Genomic DNA, 21,619 nt, shown 5'->3' with positions numbered 1-21,619 from the left:
ACCGCTACCGTGTGCACGCGGCATCGGCGCCGCTGGGGACATCGATGGCCGCGACTCCGCAACGCCTGGGCCTGCCCGCGTTGACCGCACTGGTGGTCGGCTCGATGGTGGGCGCCGGCATCTTTTCATTGCCGCAGAACGTCGCGCGCAGCGCGGGACCCGCCGCTGCGCTGATCGGCTGGGCGGTCAGTGGCGCCGGCATGTTGATGCTGGCCTTCGTGTTCCAGGCATTGGCCAATCGCCGGCCCGATCTGGACACCGGCATCTACGCCTATGCGCGCGAGGGCTTCGGCAACTACATCGGCTTCTCTGCGGCCTGGGGCTACTGGGTCGCCTCGGTGCTCGGCAACGCCAGCTTCTTCGTACTGATCTTCAGCGGGCTGGGCCACTTCCTGCCGGTCTTCGGTGAGGGCAACACGCCTGCGGCCGTGGCCGCATCCTCGGTGCTGCTGTGGACCGTGCACCTGCTGGTACTGCGCGGCCTGCGCACCGCAGCCATCGTCAACGGCCTGGTGACCGTGGCCAAGCTGTTGCCGATCGCGCTGTTCCTGATCCTGGCCGCCGGCGCGTTCCGCATGGACGTGTTCCGCGCCGACTTCCTCGGCACGCCCGCGCTCGGTGATCTCGGCCAGCAACTGCGCAGCATGATGCTGGTGACGGTGTGGGTGTTCATCGGTATCGAAGGCGCAAGCATCTACTCGCGGCGCGCCGCACGTCGTGCCGATGTCGGCCGCGCCACGGTGATCGGTTTCGTCGGCGTCTGGCTGCTGCTGGTACTGGTCAGCCTGCTGTCGATGGGCGTGCTGTCGCAGGCGGAACTGGCCGGGCTGCCCAATCCGTCGATGGCCTATGTGCTGCGCGCCATCGTCGGCGAATGGGGCGCGACAGTGATCATCATCGGCTCGATCATTTCCGTACTCGGTGCGCTGCTGGCCTGGGTGCTGCTGTGCGCCGAAGTGCTGTACGCCGCCGCCGGCGACGGCACCATGCCGGCCTTCCTCGGCCGTGAGAATGCACGCGGCGTGCCGGCCAACGCACTCTGGCTGAGCAATGGGTTGATCCAGCTGTTCCTGCTGCTGGTGCTGGTCAATTCCGGCAGCTATACCGGGCTGGTGCTGCTGGCCGCCTCGATGAGCCTGGTGCCCTATTTCCTGTCCACGGCGTTCGGCGTGCAACTGGCCTGGCGTGGGCACGCCTACACAGGAGAGCCCGGGGCGCGCTGGCGCGACCTGGGTGTCGCACTGCTGGCCAGTGCCTATGCACTCTGGCTGGTGTACGCCGGTGGCCTGGACAATCTGTTGCTGTCCGTCCTGCTGTACGTTCCCGGCGTGGTGCTGTTCGCCCTGACCCGGCACCAACGCGGCGAACCGGTGTTCACGCGCTGGGAGGGGGTGCTGTTCGGCGCGATCGTGCTGGTGGCGATCGCCACGCTGGTCGCGTTCTCGAAGGGCGACCTGACACTGTAGAGCCGAGCCCACGCTCGGCTGCCTTCCCTTGTAGAGCCGAGCCATGCTCGGCTGGCTCTTCGCAGCAGTCGAGCAGGCTCGACGCTACGGTCCCTGCTTCGGCAGCATGCCGATATCCTGCATCCATCGTTCGGCCAGACGTGGCCACACGGCCACCGGGGCATCTTTAACGCGCAGCCCGAAGGCATGGCCACCGGGTGCGAACAGATGCATCTCCACAGGTACGCCTGCATCAATCAATGCCAGGTAGTAGGCAAGCGATTCGCGCACATCATCGGTGCGATCGTCGGTGGCCTGCACGATGAAGGTCGGCGGCACCTGCTCATCCACGGTGATGTCCTTGACCAGCGAAAGCCCCTTGCCGTGACCGGCCCACAGATGCCCGGAATACATCACCATCGCGAAATCAGGTCGGCTGGGCTGTAAATCGGCCGCATCGACTGCGCTGTAGCTGCTCCGTGCGTGTGTGCTCAATCCAGCCACCACATGGCCGCCTGCGGAGAAGCCGATCACACCCAGCCGCTTGGGGTCGATGTTCCAGCGCTGCGATTGCGCGCGCAGCAGGCCCATCGCCCGCTGTGCATCCTGCAGCGCCATCGGCACCGACGGAATGTCACGGCAGTTGCAGTCGCGGTCCCAGTTCGGGCCGGACGCGGGCACGCGATACTTCAGCAGCGCGCAAGTGACGCCCTGCGCCGTCAACCAGTCGCAGATCTCGCTGCCTTCCAGGTCCATCGCCAGCACGTTGTAGCCGCCGCCGGGGATCACCATTACCGCGCTTCCATTCGACGCGCGCTGCGCGGGAAACACGGTGAGCGTGGGCACGGCCACGTTCTGCAGCATTGCCCAGCGTTCACCGCTGGCCTGGGAGGTCGCTTCACTGACCTGCTCGGGGCCTTTCAGCTTCGGCGGTGCCATCACTCGGCCCTGCGGCCACAGCGGAATTTCGGTGGTGCCCTGCGGAGGATGCCAGGTGGACGGCGCCGCCGCAGCAGCAGCGAACGGCAGTATCGCAAACAGCAGACACCCCATGAACGGGAGCGCGCGCATGATCAACATCCGAATCCGATGAGAGCGGATTGTAGAGCCGGGCCCATGCCCGGTTCCGTGACAGCGACGCAAAAAAAAGACCTGCATCTTGCGATGCAGGTCTCTTCAAAGTGGCGCCCGAAGTTGGACTCGAACCAACGACCCCCTGATTAACAGTCAAGTGCTCTAACCGGCTGAGCTATTCGGGCAGACGATCAGTATAACCACTCTTCACGCGCGATGGTAGGGGTGATTGGCAATCATTGCGGCAGCCCGGTACAGCTGCTCGGCCACCACCAGACGCACCAGCATGTGCGGCAGCGTCAACGGACCGATCGACCACTTCTCATCGGCCAACGCCGACACTTCCGGCGAGTGCCCTTCCGGGCCCCCGATCAGGAACGCAAGGTCCCTGCCCTGCCCGCGCCAATGCTCCAGGCGTTGCGCGAGCTGTTCGGAACTGAGCTGCCGACCCGGCACGTCCAGCGCCACGACATAGGCATTCTTCGGCAACGCAGCGATCACCCGCTTGCCTTCGTCTTCGGTGGCACGGCGTGGATCGCGGCCCTTGCCGCGCAACCCGGGCTCGATTTCCACCAGTTCGAACGGCAGCCAGTGCGACAGCCGCTTCTGGTACTCGGCAAAGCCCTGCGCGACCCAGCTGGGGGCACGTTCACCGGTGGCGATCAGGCGGGCTTTCATCAACGAACCTCCAAAACGTCGACGGCGCCATCGGCGCCGTCGAAGGGATGCATCAGCGTGCGGTTCAGGCCACTTCGTCGTCGCTGGACGGCGGCTGGTCGCCGACGGTCCACAGGCGCTCGAGGGCATAGAACTCACGCACGCGCGGCAGCATCACATGAACGATCACGTCACCCAGGTCGACCAGCACCCATTCGGCTTCGCGCTCGCCTTCCACGCCCAGCGGCATCACGTCGATGTTCTTGGCGAAGCGCACGACTTCATCGGCGATCGACTTGACGTGGCGGGTCGAGGTGCCCGAGACGACGATCATGTAGTCGGCAACGCTGGACCGGCCGCGCACATCGATCTCGACCAGGTCCTTGGCCTTCAGGTCTTCGGTGGCTTGGCGGACACTGGCCAGCAGTTCCGGCACGGACGGCGGCGGGCTGGGCAGATCGACCTTGATGGTCTGGGGCTGGGTCTGGTTGCTCAAAGTGGATCGACTCGATAAACGTGGGGGCGATTATACGGGCAAGCCGCGGCGGCGGCATTCACGGCGTTGCCGGCCGGTACAGGCCGTGGGCGGCAACGTAGTCGGCCACGGCCGGCGGCAGCATCGCGCGCCAGGGACCGGCGGCGGCGATCTGCGAACGCACGGCACTGGCCGATTCCTCGCGCAGCGGGTGGTGCAGGCGCAGGATGCGCCCGGCCGGCGAGGTGAAAAGGGCTTGTTCACTATCGGCCCAGCGCCCCTGCAGCGCGCGGCCCAGCTCACTGTCGATCGAGGCCTGCAGCGGGCTGCCCGGTCGTTCTGCCACCACGAAATGGGCCAGCCCGAACAACGCCTCCCATTCGTGCCAGCTTGACAGGCCAAGCAGGCTGTCGGCACCGACCAGCCATGCCAGCGGACGGCTCGGACCCAGCTCGCCACGCAGCTCACGCAGGGTGTCGACGGTATAGGACGGCCGGCCGGGGAAACGCACGGCGCGGTCCAGCTCACGCCGATCCAGCAACAGGCCGGGCTCGTCGCCGATGGCCAGCGACAACATCGTGCAGCGTTGTTCTGCGGTGGCCCCCGGCACGGTGCGGTGCGGCGGATCGCCCGCCGGCAGCATGCGCACGGCGACCTGCAGTTCGTCCCGGGCGGCACGCGCGATCGCCAGATGGCCCAGGTGCACCGGATCGAAGGTGCCCCCGTAGTAGATCCGCAGGCTCATCGCTCAGGCCCGCGCCAGCAGGCGCATTGCGCGCGGCTCCGCCACGGCCACCAGCAGGCGCTCCAGCGCCAGCCAGGCGTCGCCGTCGGCGCGCCCTTTCGCGATACGGTCGACCAGGCCGGCTTCGGCCACGAAGCGTTCCCAGCGCTTGCCTTCCGGGTGCCGCTGCAGCGCGCGCTTGTACGGCGCCTGCCGCGATTCCCAGATGCCGCGTGATTTCATTTCCGCGGCCAGATTGCCGCCACGGGCCTGCACCCGGGCCAGCCCGGCACCGGCCAGCAGTTCGCGGATCACGATCGGCATCAGCGCGGCCACGGCCTCGCCCTCGCCGCGCAGGCCGGCCAGCATGCGCAGCACCGCCGGTGGCTGCCCGGAGAACGTCGCCTCCACCAGCCGGAACACGTCGTAGCGGGCGGCATCGGCCACCAGCGACTCCATCCGTTCCACATCCAGCGGCTGGCCATCGGCCAGCAGCGCCAGCTTGTCGATTTCCTGGGCAGCAGCCAGCAGGTTGCCTTCCACCCGTTCAGCCAGGCGCTGCACGGCGGCCGGGTCGGCGCGCAGGCCCTTGCCACGCAGGCGGCGCTCGATCCAGTCCGGCAGTTCATGCGGCTTGATCGCCCAGGCTACCGACAGCACACCCAAGCGGTTGACCGCTTCGGCCCACTTGCCCTGATGGGCCTTGCTCCATTCATTGGCGGTGATCATCAACACCACATCCGGCGCCGGGTTGGCGCAGAACTGGCTGATCACCTCGGCGCCGTCCTTGCCCGGCTTGCCGCTGGGCAGGCGCACCTCGACCAGGCGGCGGGCGCTGAACAGGCTGGGCGCATTGAAGCTGGCGTCCAGCTGGTTCCAGTCGAAATCGCGCCCGTCGGCATCGAACACTTCGCGTTCGCCGATACCCGCGGCGCGCGCACGCGCACGGATGGCGTCGGCCGCCTCCAGCACGCGCAGGGTTTCCGGGCCGGCGATCAGGTACACCGGCGCCAACGGCGTGTCAGCGCCCTGGCTGGCCAGTTGCTCCGGACGCAGTTCCATCGTCGCGCTGGCTCAGTGCTTGACGGCCGCGGCCGGCACCACAGCGTCGACCGGCTTGGCCTTCGGCGCCGACAGGCTGCCGCCCTTCTCGATCTCGGCGCGGACAACGCTGTCGATGCGGCGGATGATCGAGGCGGACATTTCCCGGCGCAGTTCCGTGGCCAGGATTTCGCGTTCGGTCGTGGTACCGGTGGCGTCGGTCGGCGGCGACACGTAGTCGCGCGACAGTTCGATCACCTGCTGCGGCACCAGCTCGCTGCCATCCTCACGGCGGAAGATGAAGATCACCGCGTAGCGCAGGCTGTATTCCTGTGCACGCCCCTGCGAGTCGATGGCGATCGGCAGGTCGCCCCAGCGCTCGGACAGCACCTGCAGCTGGGCACTGGGCTCCTTGCTGTCCTCATCGGCCAGCCTGGCGCCGGAGGCCAACAGACTGCGGTTGAGCAGCTTGACCAGTTCGCTGTACGGGGCGGTGGATACCACCTTCACCGGTGCGGTGTCGGTCGGCAGCATCAGCTTGTTGCGCAGATGGAAGCCGCAGCCAGCGAGGCCGAGGACAAGAACGAGGACAAGCAGGATTCGGGTCATGGAGACAGTCTGGCGGAGCCGGGCGATCACGGCAACACACAGCGTGCCCGAAGCCGCGTGAATGCAGGGCCATCAAGCAGGTGGCCGGTACCAGAAACGCACCGGCCACCCCATGGGTGGCCGGTGCGGGTTACATCAGGCGGCGACGATGTTCACGATCTTGCCCGGGACGATGATGATCTTGCGCACCGTCAGGCCTTCCATGAACCGCGCCGCGTTCGGCTCGGCCAGCGCCAGCGCCTCGACCTGTTCGCGCGCGGCATCGGCAGCGACCTCGATGGTGCCTCGCAGCTTGCCATTGACCTGCACCGCCAGCGTCAGCGCATCGCGCACCAGCGCAGCGGCATCGGCCTGCGGGAACGGCTGGTCTTCCAGCAACGTCTCGCCATGGCCCAGCACCTGCCACAGGGCATGGCTGGCGTGCGGGGTGATCGGGTTCAGCAGCAGCACGATGGCCTGCAGTGCTTCCTGGCGCACCGCGCGGCCCTGCCCGCTGTCGTCCTCGAACTTGGCCAGCGCGTTCATCAGTTCCATCACCGCGGCAATCGCGGTGTTGAAGCTGTGGCGGCGGCCATAGTCGTCACCGACCTTGCCGATGGTTTCGTGGGTCTTGCGGCGCAGCGCCTTCTGGTTGGCATCCAGAGCGGCTGCATCCAGCGCCGGGGTGGTACCGTCGGCCGCGTGCTTCTGCACCTGGGCCCACAGGCGGCGCAGGAAACGGGCCATGCCGTCCACGCCGGCTTCATTCCACTCCAGCGACTGCTCCGGCGGTGCGGCGAACATCGAGAACAGGCGCACGGTGTCGGCACCGTACTTGCCAACCATCGCCTGCGGATCCACGCCGTTGTTCTTCGACTTGGACATCTTCTCGGTGCCACCGACCACCACCGGCTGGCCGTCGGCGATCAGGGTCGCACCGGTGATGCGGCCGCGCTCGTCGCGCTGCACTTCCACATCGGCCGGGTTGATCCAGTCCTTGGAGCCGTCCGGGTTCGGGCGGTAGTAGGTTTCGGCGATCACCATGCCCTGGCACAGCAGATTGCGTGCCGGTTCGTTGCTGTCCACCATCCGCGCGTCGCGCAGCAGCTTGTGGAAGAAACGGAAATACATCAGGTGCAGGATCGCGTGCTCGATGCCGCCGATGTACTGGTCCACCGGCAGCCAGTAGTTGCCGCGCTTGTCGACGGCATCACGGGCGCCCGGCGAGGTGTAGCGGGCGTAGTACCAGCTCGACTCCATGAAGGTGTCGAAGGTGTCGGTCTCGCGCTCGGCCGCACCACCGCACTCCGGGCAGGTGGTCTTGCGCCATTCCGGATCGGTCTTGATCGGCGAGCCGGTACCGGAGAACGCCACGTCCTCCGGCAGCACCACCGGCAGCTGCTCTTCCGGCACCGGCACCGCGCCGCATTTGGCGCAGTAGATCACCGGAATCGGGCAGCCCCAGTAGCGCTGGCGGCTCACGCCCCAGTCGCGCAGGCGGTAATTGATGCGGCGCTGGCCCTGCGCCTTGCGCTCGAAACGTTCGGCCAGCGCTTCGAAAGCGCCCTGGAAGTCCAGGCCATCGAACTCGGCCGAATTGACCAGTTCGGTCTGCCGGCTCTTGTCGCTGTACCAGTCCTGCCAGCGGGTGCCGTCCCAGCTGCGCTCGTCGTCGTTGCGCGGGTCCTTCAGGGCGATGACCTGCACGATCGGCAGGCCGTACTTGTTGGCCACCTCGTTGTCGCGCTGGTCGTGGCCGGGAACCGCCATCACCGCGCCGGTGCCGTAGCCCATCAGCACGAAGTTGGCCACCCACACCGGCACCTGTTCACCCGTGACCGGATGCACGGCGCGCAGGCCGGTATCCATGCCGCGCTTTTCCTGGGTTTCCAGTTCGGCCTCGGACACACCGCCCTGCTTCATGTCCGACAGCAGCGCCGCCAGGTCCGGGTTGTGCTTCGCCGCGTGCAGCGCCAGCGGGTGCTCGGCGGCGATCGAGACGAAGGTCACGCCCATCACCGTATCCGGGCGGGTGGTGAACACGCGCAGCGGATCCAGCGCGGCGCCATCGACGTCGCGCACATCGAACTGGATCTCCAGGCCTTCGGAACGGCCGATCCAGTTGCGCTGCATGGTCTTGACCGATTCCGGCCAGCCGTCCAGCTCATCCAGGCCGTCCAGCAGTTCCTGGGCGTAATCGGTGATGCGCAGGAACCATTGCGGGATCTCGCGCTTTTCCACCAGGGCGCCCGAGCGCCAGCCACGGCCATCGATGACCTGCTCGTTGGCCAGCACGGTCTGGTCGACCGGGTCCCAGTTGACCACCGCGTTGCGACGGTAGGCCAGGCCCTTGCGCATCAGGCGGGTGAACATGCGCTGCTCGTGGACGTAATAGTCCGGACGGCAGGTGGCGAACTCGCGCGACCAGTCGATGGCATAGCCCAGCGACTTGAGCTGGCTGCGCATGTGGTCGATGTTCTTGTAGGTCCACGCCGCCGGCGCGGTCTTGTTCTTGATCGCGGCGTTTTCCGCCGGCAGGCCGAACGCGTCCCAGCCCATCGGCTGCAGCACGTTGTGGCCGGTCATGCGCTTGTAGCGGCTGATCACGTCGCCGATCGTGTAGTTGCGCACGTGGCCCATGTGCAGCGCACCGGACGGATACGGAAGCATCGACAGGCAGTAGTACTTCGGCTTGTCCGAGGCTTCATCGACCTCGAAGGCACGGGTAGCATCCCAGTACTGCTGGGCGGCGGATTCAACCTGCTGCGGATCGTAAACGTTGGGTTCGACGCTGGTCATGTAACACGCGGTTGCGGCGGCAAAGCGGTACAGCGTACCGCAGTGCGGCAAATGGCTCCAATCCTGCCGGCCGGCCATGGCCGCCGCCTACGTGTAGAAGGCGTCTCAGCGCGGGCGCGACAGCGGCAGCGCGGCCGCCAGCCAGACCACCCAGCAGGCGAACGCCAGCCGTTGCGCCATCGGCGCCGGCAGTACGCCCTGCAGGGCGAACGCCGCCAGCGCAGCCAGTACGCCGCAGGCCAGGGCCAGCCCCCCCAGCGCGCGACCGTGTGGCTGGCGCAGCTGGGACATGCCCAGCAGCAGGGTGCCGGCCACGAAGCCCAGCACCCAGATCATCCAGGCACTGGCATGCAGCTGGCTGGCCGGCCCGTGCAGGTCGTCCACGTCCAACGGCAGCAGCCCCATCACGGCGAAGGCCAGACCGGCCAGCAACAGCATCTGGCTGCCGACCCGCGGGGCCCAGCCGGCCGTGGCCGGCAGGCGCCGGCGCAGGCCCTCGGCCACCACCGCCGCCAGCAGGCCCGGCAGCACAAAGCCCAGCAGGTTGAACGCCAGCGCATGGGGTACTCCGTGTGCACCCAGCAGGGCCACCGGGTGACGGGCCTGGGCGTAGCCATCCAACCCCGCACCGAAGCCCAGCACCGCCAGCACGAACAGCAGTGCGGCGATCACTCCGGACAGGCGCAACAACGTGGACAGGGACGGCATGTGGGCTCCGGGAACAGCGGCGACGGGAAGTGCGCATTGTCAGGCATTTGCCGCAACCCGGGTTGAGACTGACATTGATCGTCACCATAGAATCGGTCTCCAGATGCCAAACGATGCCTCCCCATGACCGAGACGACCTACGTATTCGACGCCACCACTGCGACCTTCGAGGCCGAGGTCCTGCAGAAGTCGCTGCAGACGCCGGTGCTGGTCGATTTCTGGGCCACCTGGTGCGGGCCGTGCAAGACCCTGGGCCCGATGCTGGAAAAGCTGGCCGCCGAGTACAACGGCGCCTTCGAGCTGGCCAAGGTCGACGTCGACAAGGAACAGCAGATCGCGGCGGCCTTCCAGATCCGCTCGGTCCCGACCGTGTTCCTGGTCAAGGGCGGACAGCTGGTGGACGGCTTCCCCGGCGCCATCCCGGAAGGCCAGCTGCGTGAATTCCTGGCCCAGCACGGTGTCGTGCCAGCCGATATCGGCGATACCGTCGCCGAAGATGAGGCCCCGCTGGACCCGCAGGCCCAGGTGGACGTGCTGCGCGCGCAGATCGCCGCCGAGCCGGACAAGGACGAACTGAGGCTCGACCTGGCACTGGCCCTGCTGCAGATCGGTGGCGTCGACGAGGCCGGCACGCTGATCGACGGCCTGCCAGCCAACCTGGCCACCGACGACCGTGCTGTGCGTGCCCGCGCCCGCCTGGCGTTCGCCGCCGCGCTGAAGGACGCTCCGGCGGCCGAGGTGCTGGAAGCGCGGATCGCCGCCGATGGCAAGGACCTCAAGGCCCGCCATCTGCGCGGCGTGCAACTGCTGCTCGGCGGGCACGACGAAGCGGCGCTGGCCCAGTTCCTGGAAATGCTGCGGATCGATCGCAGTTTCGAGGACGGTCTGCCGCGCAAGGCGTTGATCGACGCCTTCAATGTGATCTCCGACGAGGACCTGGTCGGCCAGTACCGACGCAGGATGGCCTCCCTGCTGTTCTGAACGGGAGCCCGCTTCGTTCAGAATCCCTGCACTGAACGCGGGCAATAATGCGCTCGATGGCGGCCGTACGGCCGCCACGATCCGTTCGGGGGGATGAGGTCGGGACCATGGGGTCTTGCAGCTGCACCCCCGCATTGCCGGGATTGCACACTGTGACCGTCGTCCGCTCTGTTTCGTTCGCCATGCGTTTCACGGGCGCCCTGCTCTGCGCCCTCTTCCTGCTGCCGGCCATCGCCGGCGCACAGGACTGGAACTACCGGGTCCGTCCCGGCGATACCCTGTGGGATCTCGGCGGGCAGTACCTGAAGCCTTCCGTGCGCTGGCAACAGCTGCAGCAGCACAACCGCATCGACAACCCCTACCAGCTTCCGCCGGGTCAGCTGCTGCGCTTCCCGATCAGCTGGCTGCGCACCGAACCGGCGCCCGCACGGGTGCTGTCGGTGCGCGGCAAGGTCGAGCTGGCCGGTGCCGATGGCGCCGCCACCCGAGCCATCCGCGCTGGCGAACAACTACGTATCGGCGACACCGTGGAAACCGAAGCCGATTCCAGCATCACCCTGGAATTCGCCGATGCGTCACGCCTGCAGCTGCGCGAATATTCGCGCCTGCGCCTGGACCAGCTCAGCCGCTACGGCCACACCGGCATGGTCGATACCCGCCTGCGCCTGCAGCAGGGCCGTGCCAGTAACCGGGTGACCCCGGCGCGCGGTCCCGCCTCGCGCTACATCATCGATGCCCCCACCGCGACCAGCAGCGTGCGCGGCACCGTGTTCCGGGTCAGCGCCGGCGATACCGACCATACCGCCGCCACCGAAGTCCTGCAGGGCAAAGTGCAGGTCGGCAATCCCCACGGCCAGCGCCTGGTCCAGCGTGGCCAGGCCACCCGCAGCAGCAGCGCCGATGTAGCTCCTGCGGCGGTCTCCGCGCTGCTGCCAGCGCCGCAGCTGCGCAAGGATGACCTGCGCCTGGCCCCGCTGCCGACCGTGCTGGTTTGGGAACCGGTCACTGGCGCCGACCACTACCGCGTGGAAGTGGTGCAGGCAGCAACGCCGGAAATCCTGCTGTTCGCCGCCAATACCGCCGATACCCGACTGGCGATCGGCGACCTGCCGCCCGGCCAGCTGCGCATCCTGCTGCGCGCAGTCGATGCGCAGGGCGTGGAAGGCCTCGATGCCAGCGCCGACTTCGAACTGAGCGACCAGCCGGCACCGCCACTGACGGTCGCCCCACTGCATGGGCAGACGATCAACGGCGACCGCCCGCGTTTCCGCTGGAGCCAGGCCCCGGGCGCGCGAAGCAGCGTGCTGCAGATCGCCGCCGAACCGGACTTCCTGCAGCCGCTGCAGGAACAGGTCACGCACGCTACCGACCTGCGTCTGGCACACCCGCTGCCGCCAGGCCAGTACTTCTGGCGCGTGGCCTCGCGTGATGGCGAAGGCCGCCAGGGACGCTATGGGCAAGCGCTTCCGCTGCAGCTGAGCAATGAGCCGGTGGACCCGGCGCTGCAACCACCGGAGGCTGCGCATGGCGAGCTGACCCTGCGCTGGCAGGCTGGCAGCGAAGGCCAGCGCTACCGGGTGCAGGTGGATCGCCATGGCGACTTCAAGGCCCCGCTGGTGGACGAAACCGTCGCCCAGCCGCAGGTAAGTTTCAAGCGTCCGTGGAGCGGCACCCTGCACGTGCGTGTGCAGTACGTCGACGATGACGGCCATGCCGGCGAGTTTTCCCCGGCCCAGCAGATCCCGCTGCCATGCCGCCTCTGCTACGGCGCCGGCGGAGGCGCACTGCTGCTCTGGCTGTTGTTGTGAGGCGTTCACCGCTGCCCTGGTCGAAGCGGATCCTGCTGGCCGTGCTGGCCGGCGTACTGACCGCCGTGGCCAGCCACGGCCAATGGCTGTGGCGGCAGGACGAGGTTGCCTATGACGCTCTGGTCGGAACCTGGGACTACCCGCCCGACCCCAGCGTGCTGATCGTGGCCATCGACGAGGGCAGCCTGCAGCGCATCGGCCAGTGGCCCTGGCCGCGCTCGGTGCACGCACGCCTGCTGGACCGCTTGACCGACGCCGGGGCCGAACGCGTCGCACTGGACCTGATGCTGTCCGAACCGGACCGTCGCGACAGCCGCCAGGACGATCAGCTGGCCGCGGCGATCCGCCGCAACGGCCGGGTCGTGCTGCCGGTGCTGGCCGCCCCTGCGGCCGGCGACCGCATGGCCGAGGAAATGCTGCCGGTGCCGCAGATCGCCGCCAGTGCCGCAGCAATCGGCCACACCGATGTCGAAGTGGATGGCGATGGCGTCGCCCGCGGCGTCTACCTGCGCGCCGGCATTGGCCAGCCGCATTGGCCGGCACTGGGGCTGGCACTGGCCGGACTATCGCCGGGCGCGGTGAAGGGCCTGCCCGATCCCCACCCGGAGGTGGGCTCGCCCTATCAATGGCGGCGCGATGACTATGTCCGTGTGCGCTACGCCGGGCCGCCGGAACGGCTGCCGCAGGTGTCCTATGCCGACGTGCTCGACGGCCATGTCGACATGGCGATGCTGCATGGCCGTCGCATCGTGGTCGGCATGACCGCCAGCGGCATTGCCCCGCGCCTGCTGACCCCGACCACCCGCGAATTCTGGATGAGCGGCAGCGAGTACCAGGCCAACATCGCCTCGATGCTGCTGCAGCACAAGCAGATCGATGTAATGCCACACCTCTGGCAACACACCATCAGCGGCGTACTGGTGGCGCTGTGCGTGCTCCTGCTTGGCCTGCGCCTGCCGTGGCTTGCCGCGCTGTGCTCGTTGCCGACGGCGCCGCTGCTCAGCTGGTTGCTGCTGCGTACCGGCAACCTGTGGTGGGCACCGGCCAGTGCGATGCTGGGCGTGGCGCTGGTGCTGCTGGCCTGGGCGATCTGGCGGATCTCGGCCTGGCACCGCCAGGCCAACCGCGATGCCCTCACCGGCCTCGGCAACCGCCTGCGTTTCGAACAATCGCTGCAGCAGGAGTGCAATGCCGCGCGCCGCAGTGGCAAGCCTTTGAGCCTGGCCTTGATCGACGTCGATCATTTCAAGCGCCACAACGACCGCCACGGCCACCAGGTCGGTGACCGCGTGCTGCGTGATGTCGCCCGCCTGATCGGCGCGCACGCGCGGCGCCCTCGAGACATGGCCGCGCGTTACGGCGGCGACGAATTCGCACTGGTGCTGCCGGATACGCCTGCCGAGGGCGCGCGCCAGGTGATCGAGGACCTGATCGCCTGCGTGCGTGCCCTGCCGGCGCCGGGCGATGGCAGCGCCGCCGCCGTCACCCTCACCATCGGTGTGTTCACCCGCGTGCCCGACGCCGAACTGCAGCCCCACCACTTCGTCGAGGGCGCCGACACTGCCCTGTACCAGGCCAAGGCCAACGGCCGCGACGGCTACGTGATCGACGGCCCGGCGTGAACCGCACTGCCGGGTACAACATACGCATGCGAATGGTTAGACTGGACTCCTCGTCCCGCGCCCCCGGACCCGCATGAAAGCCAGCACCTTCCGCCTCGGCCTCAACCTCTGGCCGCCGTTCCTGTTCACCGGCATCCATGTCACCCGCATCACGCCCGACTACCGGCAGATCGATGTGGAATTGCGCCTGCGGCCCTGGAACCGCAACTACGTCGGCACGCATTTCGGCGGCAGCCTGTTCGCGATGACCGATCCGTTCTGGATGCTCGGCCTCATGCACACGCTCGGCCGCGACTACTACGTGTGGGACCGCGCCGGCGCGATCGATTTCCTCAAGCCCGGTCGCGGCACGGTGCGCACGTCGTTCCGCATCGACGAGGCACTGCTGGATGAACTGCGTGCCGAAGCAGCCGGTGGAGACAAGGTGCTGCGCTGGTTCAGCAACGATGTGGTCGATGACAGCGGCGAGGTCGTCGCCCAGGTACGCAAGCAGGTCTACCTGCGGCTGAAGCCACACGCACGCTGACGGGCGGCATTGGCGCTATCCTCCGCGTCCCTGCCATGGAGGCTCCGATGCGCCCGTACGCCCTTGCTGCACTGCTGGTCCCCCTTCCCTTCGTGGCCCATGCCCTGGATGTACCGCCGGTGCAGTACCCGACACTGCCGGCACGGGCTGCCGATGCCGCCGGCTTCGTGCCCCAGGGCTGGACGCTGGAAGCCAGCGTCGAAGGCGATCTCGACCAGGATGGCCGCGCAGACCTGGTGCTGGTGCTGCGCCAGCAGGATCCGCGCAACGTCATCGAGCATGATGGCTTGGGCCCCTCGCCCTACGACAGCAACCCGCGCATCCTCGCCGTGGCCTGGTCGCGCCCATCCGGCTATGTGCTGGCGGCGCAGGACCATCGGCTGATCCCCCGCCCGGAAAGCCCGGTGATGAGCGATCCCCTCGAAGACGGCGGCGTCAGCATCCAGCGCGGCACGCTGAAGGTGGCCCTGTTTTCGTTCTCCAGCGCAGGCAGCTGGTCGATGGGCACGACTGGCTTCACCTTCCGCTGGCAGGACGGTGCCTTCGTGCTGATCGGCTATGACCAGAATTCGACGATGCGCAATTCCGGGCAGACCGAATCGGTGAGCGTGAACTTCTCCACGCGCAAGGTGAAACGGGCCGAGGGCAGCATCGAGGACGACAGGGAACGCGTGCACTGGGAACCGCTGCGCGGCCGTCAACGCTGGACGCTCGAGAGCGTCGGTGATGGCTGGAGCTTCGATCCGCTGGGCGGCGCCGGCTGAGGGCCGGCGCTCAGTCGCGCGCGGTCGCTGCGGGCGCCGCACCGGCCGCCAAGGGCACCGACAGCCATGGACTCTCATCGGTGCTGCGCAACGGTGAGCGACGCGGGACCTGCAGGCGACGGCCATCGGCCGACACCTGCGGTGTCCGTACCGATGAGCGGAACGCTGCAGGCAGACGCTGCAGCGCATCCACCGGATCCTCCGCCTGCTGCCGCAGCCAGCGCTGAGCGCCGAGCAGGCGCACCATCGCCGCAGCATCCTGCGTCCGCGACGAATACGCGGGATAGACCGGACCGGCGATATCGGTCAGCACGCAGCCCATGATGTTGGACAGGCACCCGAAGTCGCGTTGCGGCGGTGCCGGCACCGGCAGCGGGCGATCCGCCTCCAGCGCAGCCATGGCCACCGGCCCGCAGGCCCATCCGAGATTGCCGGCAGCACGCGCCAGGGTACTGCTGCGGTCCAGCACCAGCACGCCACCAAATTCCCGCGCCGCGGTCTCGATCCCGGCCTGGTTCATCGCATATTCGCCCTGCATTGCCCGACACAGGCTCTGCTCGCCAGCCAGCAGTGGCTGCAGGGCCTGCTCGCACTCGGCGGGCAAGGGATGATCCGCCGGCAGTTCGACCAGCATGTCGGCCAGCAGCTGCGCATTGGCCTGCACCAGGCTGGCACCGATGATGCTGTCCACCAGGTAGCTGCCGCCCGGCACCATCCGGCGGCCCAACTGCAGCCCACGACAGCTGCCGCGCAAGGCACCGCCGACATCACCCTGCACGTAGGCCAGCGCGCGTGCGCTGGTCGCATCCACCATCAGCCCGTAGACGGGCAGCGGCACTACGATGCCCTCACCCTTGGGCGGGAACGGCGATACGAAGTGGTCCGCGTCGGCCAGCTGATCCAGGCGTGCATGCAACTGCTGGTGCCCGGCATGCGCGTCGATGAAGCGCTGCGGATCGGCGCGCACCTGGGCCAGGCAGTCGCTGGCCGTCGGCCCGCAGCTGGCGGCCGGCCGTGAATGCAGCCCTTCATGGAGTGCCGCCAGGTATGTCTGCGCGCCAGCCTCGCCGCGTGGATCGGCATCCCAGCGGCGCAGGTCCTCGGCCAGCGCCTGTTCGCGCTGACGGGTGTCCAGGTCATCAAACGCGATCGTCCACAGCAGCGCATAGCCGTTATGCCCATTGGCCGGCAACCGGGCCTGCAACCGCTGCCGTGCCTCCAGCCGCGCCTCGGGCACCGGCCACATGCGCGAGGCACACCACACCACGATCGCCAGCACCAGCAGGCCAGCCACGGTCCAGCCCAGTCCGCGCAGAATCTTCAACACAGCTTCCCTTCCATGTGTCGTTGCCGCAGTCGATTCCCGAGCGTAATCGACCCACGGTGGCCGCTACAATGCGCACATGTCGCTCGAAGCCCCCACCCTGGTTCCCCGCCCCTCACTGCAGCGCCTGTTCCTGACCGGCCTGCTGACCCTGCTGCCGATCTGGTTGACCTGGGTCGTGGTCAAGTTCGTGTTCGTGCTGCTGTCGGGCATTTCCAGCCCGCTGGTGGTGCCCCTTTCCGAGCAGATCGCGACAAACTTCCCCCACTATCTGGGCTGGGTCCGCGCAGAATGGATCCAGGACACCATCGCCCTGCTGGCCACCCTGCTGGTGATCCTGGCCGTGGGCGTGGCCAGCCGCCGCGTGCTCGGCCAGCGCCTGCTGCGCTGGGTCGGTGCAGTCATCAAGCGCATTCCGCTGGCCAGCATCATCTATGACAGCGCCAAGAAGCTGCTGGACATGCTGCAGACCGAACCGGGCAGCACCCAGCGCGTGGTGCTGATCGATTTCCCGCACCGTGACATGAAGTCGGTCGGGCTGGTGACCCGCGTGATCAAGGAGCAGGGTACCGACCGTGAGCTGGCCGCGGTGTACGTGCCGACCACGCCGAACCCCACCTCGGGCTACCTGGAAATCGTACCGGTGGAGCTGCTGACCCCGACAGACTGGACCGTCGACCAGGCCATGAGCTTCATCATTTCCGGCGGCGCGGTGGCGCCCTCCAGCGTGCCGTTCACCCGCGCAGGCGATCGCACCGAATGACCCCGGCGCCGGCCGAGCGCCCACTGCAGGATCGCGCGGTCCTGCTGTTCATCGTGCTGTCCGCGTTCTTCTGCGGCAACGCGGTGCTGGCCGAACTGATCGGGGTGAAGATCTTCGCCCTGGAAGACACACTGGGCATCGATCCGTTGAACTGGAACCTGTTCGGCCAGACCGGCTCGCTCAGCTTCACCGCCGGTACCCTGCTGTGGCCGGTGGTGTTCATCATGACCGACACCATCAACGAGTTCTTCGGCAAGCGCGGCGTGCGCTTCATCTCGTGGCTGGCGGTGGTGCTGATCAGCTATGGATTCCTGTTCGCGTTCGCGGCGATTTCGCTGGCGCCGGCCAGCTGGTGGGTCACCTCGATGGACGGCCACGGCGTGCCGGACTACCAGGCGGCATTCGCAGCGGTGTTCGGCCAGGGCATGTGGACCATCGCCGGTTCGCTGGTGGCCTTCCTGCTCGGCCAGCTGATCGATGTGGCCGTGTTCCACCGCATCCGCCAGGCCACCGGTGAGCGCCATGTCTGGCTGCGTGCCACCGGCTCGACCGCGATCTCGCAGGTGGTGGACAGCTTCGTGGTGATCTGGATCGCCTTCGTGCTCGGCCCGCAGCACTGGCCGACGTCGCTGTTCCTGGCAGTCAGCAGCGTCAACTACATCTACAAGATGGGCTTTGCGATCGCCTTGATCCCGTTGCTGTATCTGATGCGGCGCGCGATCACCCGTTACCTGGGCACGGACCGCGCCGCTGCATTGCGTGCAGCCGCGGCGGCTGACTGAAGCCCCAGCGGAGGCAAGCTGACTGCGCCTTCACGCTGGCCGTACGCGGCCGGATCGTGCAAGCTCCACGGTCTGTGTTCCACGGAAGCTCCTGATGCCGCATTCCCCCCGCGCCCTGGCCGTCGCCATCGCCGCGTTGTTCCTGTTCAGCGCCGTGCCGTCGGCCGAAGCAGCGAAGAAGAAGGCCAGCCGCCCTGCCGCTGCGCAAACCCGCCAAGCCGCCAAACCCAAGGCCAAGCCCGCCCGGGCCACCGCGCCGGCCCGCGGCAGCTCGGCGCGCCGCGCCGCGCCGCGTCCGGTCGCCGCGGCCCGTGCCGTGCCCAAGCAGGTGCAGCTGGAGCGCCTGTACGACGAATACTGGGATGCCTCGATGCGGCTGAACCCGCTGCAGGCCACCTTCCAGGGCGAGCTGCGCTACAACGACCAGCTGCCCAACATCCTGTCCGCCACCTGGCGCCAGCAGTCGCACGACTTCACCACGCAATGGCTGGGCAAGGTCGAGAAACTCGGCAGTGACGGCCTGCAGGGCCAGGACCTGCTCAGCTACGAGATCTTCGTGCGCGACGCGCGCGCCTCGCTGGCCGCCGAGCGCTACCCGAGCTGGATGATGCCTATCAGCCAGTACTACAACATCGGCAGCATCATGGCGATCCTCGGTGCAGGTGCCGGCGCGCAACCGTTCAACACCGTGCAGGACTACGACACCTGGTCGCGCCGTTCGCTGGGTATTCCCGAGCTGTTCGACCAGGCCATCGACAATATGCGCCAGGGCGTGAAGGCCGGCGTGGTACAGCCGCGCGACCTGATGGAAAAGGTGCTGCCGCAGCTGGATGCGGTGATCAAGCCGAGCGCCGAAGAGAGCATCTTCTGGTCGCCGATCCGCACCATGCCCAACACCATCTCGGCCGAAGACAAGGCACGCATCAGCGCCGAGTACAAGCGCATGATCGAACTGCGCATCATGCCGGCCTACCGTGCCCTGCGTGGATTCATCGCCACCGAATACCTGCCGGCCACGCGCGCCAGCAGCGGCCTGGGTGCACTGCCCGATGGCCAGGCCTGGTACGCCAACCTGATCGTGCAGACCACGGCCAGCAACCAGACCGCCGCGCAGCTGCACGCGCTGGGCGAGCAGCGCGTGCAGGAACTGCAGGCGCAGATCGCCACGGTGATGAAGGATGCCAAGCTGCGCGGCACGCCGACCAAGCTGCTGCGCAGCATGCGCAACGACCGTCAGTTCCAGTACGGCGATGCCAGCGCACTGATCAACCGTTACCGACAGGTGCAGCAGCAGGTCAACGCACGCCTGCCGCAGGTACTCGATACGCTGCCCAAGTCGACGCTGGAAGTGCGCGCAGTGGAACCGGAGCGTGCGCTGACCGCCGCCGCAGCGGCCTATCAGCCGTCTGCGGCCGGGCAACCGGGAGTGCTGTACGTGAATACCCGCGACCTGCCCAGCCGCAAGCGCTGGAACATTCCGGTGCAGTACCTGCACGAAGCGATCCCCGGCCACCACGTGCAGCTGGGCCTTCAGCAGGAGCTGGCCAAGCTGCCACGCTTCCGTCGCCTCGGCGGCGATCTCGCCTTCGTCGAAGGCTGGGGCCTGTACGCCGAAACGCTGGGCGAGGACCTGGGCATCTACACCGATCCCTACGACCGCATCGGCTACCTGTATTCGCGCCTGCTGCGCGCCGCGCGCGTGGTGGCCGATACCGGCGTCAACGCACAGGGCTGGAGCAAGCAGCAGGCCGTCACCTACCTGCAGAAGACTGTGGACATGAGCAGCGACGACGCCAACGCGGAAGTCGAGCGGATCATGGCCCAGCCCGGCCAGGCGCTGTCCAACGTGGCCGGCCTGACCACCATCGTCGCCCTGCGCGACAAGGCCAAGGCGCGCCAGGGTGCGGCCTTCGATCTGCGCCGTTTCCACGCCGAACTGCTGAAGGACGGTTCGATGCCACTGGATGTGCTGGACCGCAAGATGGAACGCTGGATGGCGCAGCCCACCAGTGCTGCGCCCACGCCCACGTCCACGCCTTCACCCTGACCCTTCCGGAGCCGCCATGCGCCCTGCCGCCGCCCTGTTTGCCGTCGTGCTGGGCCTGCTGCCGCTGGCAACCTCTGCCGCCCCGGTGCTGACCCCACCGGATGCGGGCATTGATGGCCTGATGCAGGCCTACGACGGCCAGGTTCCCGGCGCTGCAGTACTGGCGCTGCGCGACGGGCAACCAGTGTTCCGACGTGGCTACGGCCTGGCGGTGGTGGAGGACGGCAGCCTGGTGACTACGGCCAGCAGTTTCCGGCTGGCCTCGATCAGCAAGCAGTTCACCGCTGCGGCGGTGCTGTTGCTGGTTGAAGACGGCCGGCTGGGCCTGGACCAGCGGGCGCGGCAGTGGCTGCCCGAGCTGCCGCCGGCGGCAGCGACCATCACGATCCGCCAGCTGCTCTCGCATACCGGCGGCCTGCTCGACTACGAAGACCTGATGGACCCGGCCGACCGGCGCCAGGTGCATGACGCCGACGTGCTGGCCCTCCTGTCGCGCGAAGACCGCCTGAACTTCGCGCCTGGCACCCAGTACCGTTACAGCAACAGTGGCTATGCCCTGCTGGCACTGATCGTCGGCCGTGCCTCCGGTCAGGACTTCGCCACCTTCCTTCAGCAACGCATTTTCCGCCCGCTGGGCATGGCCCACACCGTGGCCCACCAGGACGGTGTCGATACGGTGGCTGCGCGTGCCTACGGCTACAGCCTGATCGACGGCCACTGGCAGCGAACCGACCAGAGCCCCACCAGCGCTGTGCTTGGCGATGGCGGCATCTATTCCTCGCTGGACGACCTCGCCCGCTGGGATGCGGCGCTGTACGACGATCGCCTGTTGTCGAAGACCTCGCGCCACGCGATGTTCAGCCCGGCCACACCGACGCCCGAACCGGATGTGCCGTATTACGGCTTCGGTTGGCGTCTGAATGGCCCGGTGCAATGGCACAGCGGCGAGAGCATCGGCTTCCGCAACGTGATCGTGCGCCATCCAGAAAAGCACCTGACGGTGATCGTGCTGACCAACCGCAACGCCCCCGAACCCTATGCACTGGCGCAGAAGATCGCCCAGCGCTGGCTGGACACCCTGCAATGACCGACCCTGCCGACGCCCTGCTGGGCATCCACCACGCCGCACTGATCTGCAGCGACTACGCGCGCTCGAAGGATTTCTACGTGCGCATCCTTGGCCTGCGCGTGCTGGCCGAGCACCATCGTGCCGCACGCGACTCCTGGAAGCTGGACCTGGCCCTGCCCGACGGTGGCCAGCTGGAGCTGTTCTCCTTCCCCTCACCGCCGCCGCGGCCCAGCCGCCCGGAAGCTCAGGGCCTGCGCCACCTGGCGTTCCGGGTAGCCGCACTGGAACCCTTCATCCAGCGCCTGGCCACGCACGGCGTGGCCTGCGAACCGATCCGCGTGGATGAATACACCGGCGCCCGCTTCACCTTCTTCGCAGACCCCGACGGCCTGCCGCTGGAGCTGTACGAAGTCGGTTGAGGC

At 67.8% G+C, this 21,619-nt stretch carries 20 protein-coding genes and 1 tRNA gene; 11 read left to right on the top strand and 10 right to left on the bottom strand.

Going from position 1 to position 21,619, the window contains the following annotated elements; genetic code table 11:
• The first annotated feature begins 44 nt into the window (after positions 1–44).
• On the top strand, positions 45–1,466 hold the full coding sequence (arcD, locus tag ABH900_RS12635; RefSeq protein ID WP_429623236.1) for an arginine-ornithine antiporter: 1,422 nt from the start codon (positions 45–47) through the stop codon (positions 1,464–1,466).
• 84 nt (positions 1,467–1,550) lie between these two features.
• On the opposite strand, the gene ABH900_RS12630 is transcribed toward arcD, so the two are convergent.
• From ABH900_RS12630 to ABH900_RS12590, 9 genes are all read right to left on the bottom strand, one after another.
• Complete coding sequence (locus ABH900_RS12630; RefSeq protein ID WP_429623234.1) at positions 1,551–2,525, bottom strand: alpha/beta hydrolase; 975 nt, start codon at positions 2,523–2,525, stop codon at positions 1,551–1,553.
• 102 nt (positions 2,526–2,627) lie between these two features.
• Positions 2,628–2,704 (bottom strand) — tRNA-Asn (locus ABH900_RS12625).
• A 22-nt stretch (positions 2,705–2,726) separates the two neighbouring features.
• Positions 2,727–3,197, bottom strand: a complete 471-nt coding sequence (gene rlmH, locus ABH900_RS12620; protein ID WP_005418108.1) for a 23S rRNA (pseudouridine(1915)-N(3))-methyltransferase RlmH — start codon at positions 3,195–3,197, stop codon at positions 2,727–2,729.
• Positions 3,198–3,261: 64 nt separating this feature from the next.
• The gene (rsfS, locus tag ABH900_RS12615; RefSeq protein ID WP_005418109.1) at positions 3,262–3,672 is read right to left on the bottom strand and encodes a ribosome silencing factor; all 411 of its coding nucleotides are present in this window, start codon (positions 3,670–3,672) and stop codon (positions 3,262–3,264) included.
• A gap of 58 nt (positions 3,673–3,730) precedes the next feature.
• Positions 3,731–4,396, bottom strand: a complete 666-nt coding sequence (gene nadD, locus ABH900_RS12610) for a nicotinate-nucleotide adenylyltransferase (protein WP_429623231.1) — start codon at positions 4,394–4,396, stop codon at positions 3,731–3,733.
• A gap of 3 nt (positions 4,397–4,399) precedes the next feature.
• Positions 4,400–5,437: a DNA polymerase III subunit delta gene (holA, locus tag ABH900_RS12605; RefSeq protein ID WP_429623230.1), complete on the bottom strand. Its 1,038-nt coding sequence runs from the start codon at positions 5,435–5,437 to the stop codon at positions 4,400–4,402.
• Between the two features lie 12 nt (positions 5,438–5,449).
• Positions 5,450–6,025, bottom strand: a complete 576-nt coding sequence (gene lptE, locus ABH900_RS12600) for an LPS assembly lipoprotein LptE (protein ID WP_429623228.1) — start codon at positions 6,023–6,025, stop codon at positions 5,450–5,452.
• A gap of 135 nt (positions 6,026–6,160) precedes the next feature.
• Positions 6,161–8,803: a leucine--tRNA ligase gene (gene leuS / locus ABH900_RS12595; RefSeq protein WP_429623226.1), complete on the bottom strand. Its 2,643-nt coding sequence runs from the start codon at positions 8,801–8,803 to the stop codon at positions 6,161–6,163.
• Positions 8,804–8,908: 105 nt separating this feature from the next.
• Positions 8,909–9,511 carry a DUF998 domain-containing protein gene (locus tag ABH900_RS12590; RefSeq protein WP_429623225.1) on the bottom strand — a complete coding sequence of 201 codons (603 nt, stop codon included), beginning with the start codon at positions 9,509–9,511 and terminating at the stop codon, positions 8,909–8,911.
• Between the two features lie 123 nt (positions 9,512–9,634).
• On the opposite strand from ABH900_RS12590, the gene trxA reads away from it, so the two are divergent.
• From trxA to ABH900_RS12565, 5 genes are all read left to right on the top strand, one after another.
• The gene (trxA, locus tag ABH900_RS12585; RefSeq protein ID WP_429623224.1) at positions 9,635–10,492 is read left to right on the top strand and encodes a thioredoxin; all 858 of its coding nucleotides are present in this window, start codon (positions 9,635–9,637) and stop codon (positions 10,490–10,492) included.
• 107 nt (positions 10,493–10,599) lie between these two features.
• Positions 10,600–12,300, top strand: a complete 1,701-nt coding sequence (locus ABH900_RS12580; protein ID WP_429623222.1) for a FecR domain-containing protein — start codon at positions 10,600–10,602, stop codon at positions 12,298–12,300.
• The gene (locus ABH900_RS12575) at positions 12,297–13,922 is read left to right on the top strand and encodes a CHASE2 domain-containing protein (protein WP_429623221.1); all 1,626 of its coding nucleotides are present in this window, start codon (positions 12,297–12,299) and stop codon (positions 13,920–13,922) included. The genes ABH900_RS12580 and ABH900_RS12575 overlap by 4 nt, the downstream gene beginning before the upstream one ends.
• Positions 13,923–13,995: 73 nt before the next feature.
• The gene (locus ABH900_RS12570; RefSeq protein WP_429623220.1) at positions 13,996–14,448 is read left to right on the top strand and encodes a DUF4442 domain-containing protein; all 453 of its coding nucleotides are present in this window, start codon (positions 13,996–13,998) and stop codon (positions 14,446–14,448) included.
• Positions 14,449–14,495: 47 nt separating this feature from the next.
• Positions 14,496–15,212 carry a hypothetical protein gene (locus ABH900_RS12565; protein WP_429623219.1) on the top strand — a complete coding sequence of 239 codons (717 nt, stop codon included), beginning with the start codon at positions 14,496–14,498 and terminating at the stop codon, positions 15,210–15,212.
• A 10-nt stretch (positions 15,213–15,222) separates the two neighbouring features.
• Here the strand turns inward: ABH900_RS12565 and ABH900_RS12560 are convergent, their stop codons facing one another.
• Complete coding sequence (locus tag ABH900_RS12560; protein WP_429623218.1) at positions 15,223–16,539, bottom strand: hypothetical protein; 1,317 nt, start codon at positions 16,537–16,539, stop codon at positions 15,223–15,225.
• Between the two features lie 76 nt (positions 16,540–16,615).
• Here ABH900_RS12560 and ABH900_RS12555 point away from each other — a divergent pair, with 76 nt between their 5' ends.
• The 5 genes from ABH900_RS12555 to gloA2 all read left to right on the top strand — a co-directional run bounded on the left by ABH900_RS12555 (position 16,616) and on the right by gloA2 (position 21,616).
• Complete coding sequence (locus ABH900_RS12555) at positions 16,616–17,299, top strand: DUF502 domain-containing protein (RefSeq protein ID WP_429623217.1); 684 nt, start codon at positions 16,616–16,618, stop codon at positions 17,297–17,299.
• Positions 17,296–18,081, top strand: a complete 786-nt coding sequence (locus tag ABH900_RS12550; RefSeq protein ID WP_429623216.1) for a queuosine precursor transporter — start codon at positions 17,296–17,298, stop codon at positions 18,079–18,081. Before ABH900_RS12555 ends, ABH900_RS12550 begins: the two co-directional genes overlap by 4 nt.
• Positions 18,082–18,175: 94 nt before the next feature.
• Positions 18,176–20,128, top strand: a complete 1,953-nt coding sequence (locus tag ABH900_RS12545; RefSeq protein WP_429623215.1) for a DUF885 domain-containing protein — start codon at positions 18,176–18,178, stop codon at positions 20,126–20,128.
• 16 nt (positions 20,129–20,144) lie between these two features.
• Positions 20,145–21,215, top strand: a complete 1,071-nt coding sequence (locus ABH900_RS12540) for a serine hydrolase domain-containing protein (protein WP_429623214.1) — start codon at positions 20,145–20,147, stop codon at positions 21,213–21,215.
• The gene (gloA2, locus tag ABH900_RS12535; RefSeq protein ID WP_429623213.1) at positions 21,212–21,616 is read left to right on the top strand and encodes an SMU1112c/YaeR family gloxylase I-like metalloprotein; all 405 of its coding nucleotides are present in this window, start codon (positions 21,212–21,214) and stop codon (positions 21,614–21,616) included. Before ABH900_RS12540 ends, gloA2 begins: the two co-directional genes overlap by 4 nt.
• The last annotated feature ends 3 nt before the right edge of the window (positions 21,617–21,619 follow it).

It is taken from the genome of Stenotrophomonas sp. AN71 (assembly GCF_050435725.1).
GTDB lineage: Bacteria > Pseudomonadota > Gammaproteobacteria > Xanthomonadales > Xanthomonadaceae > Stenotrophomonas.
Note: the sequence above shows the minus strand (reverse complement) of the source record. Positions and strands in the feature narration are given on the sequence as shown.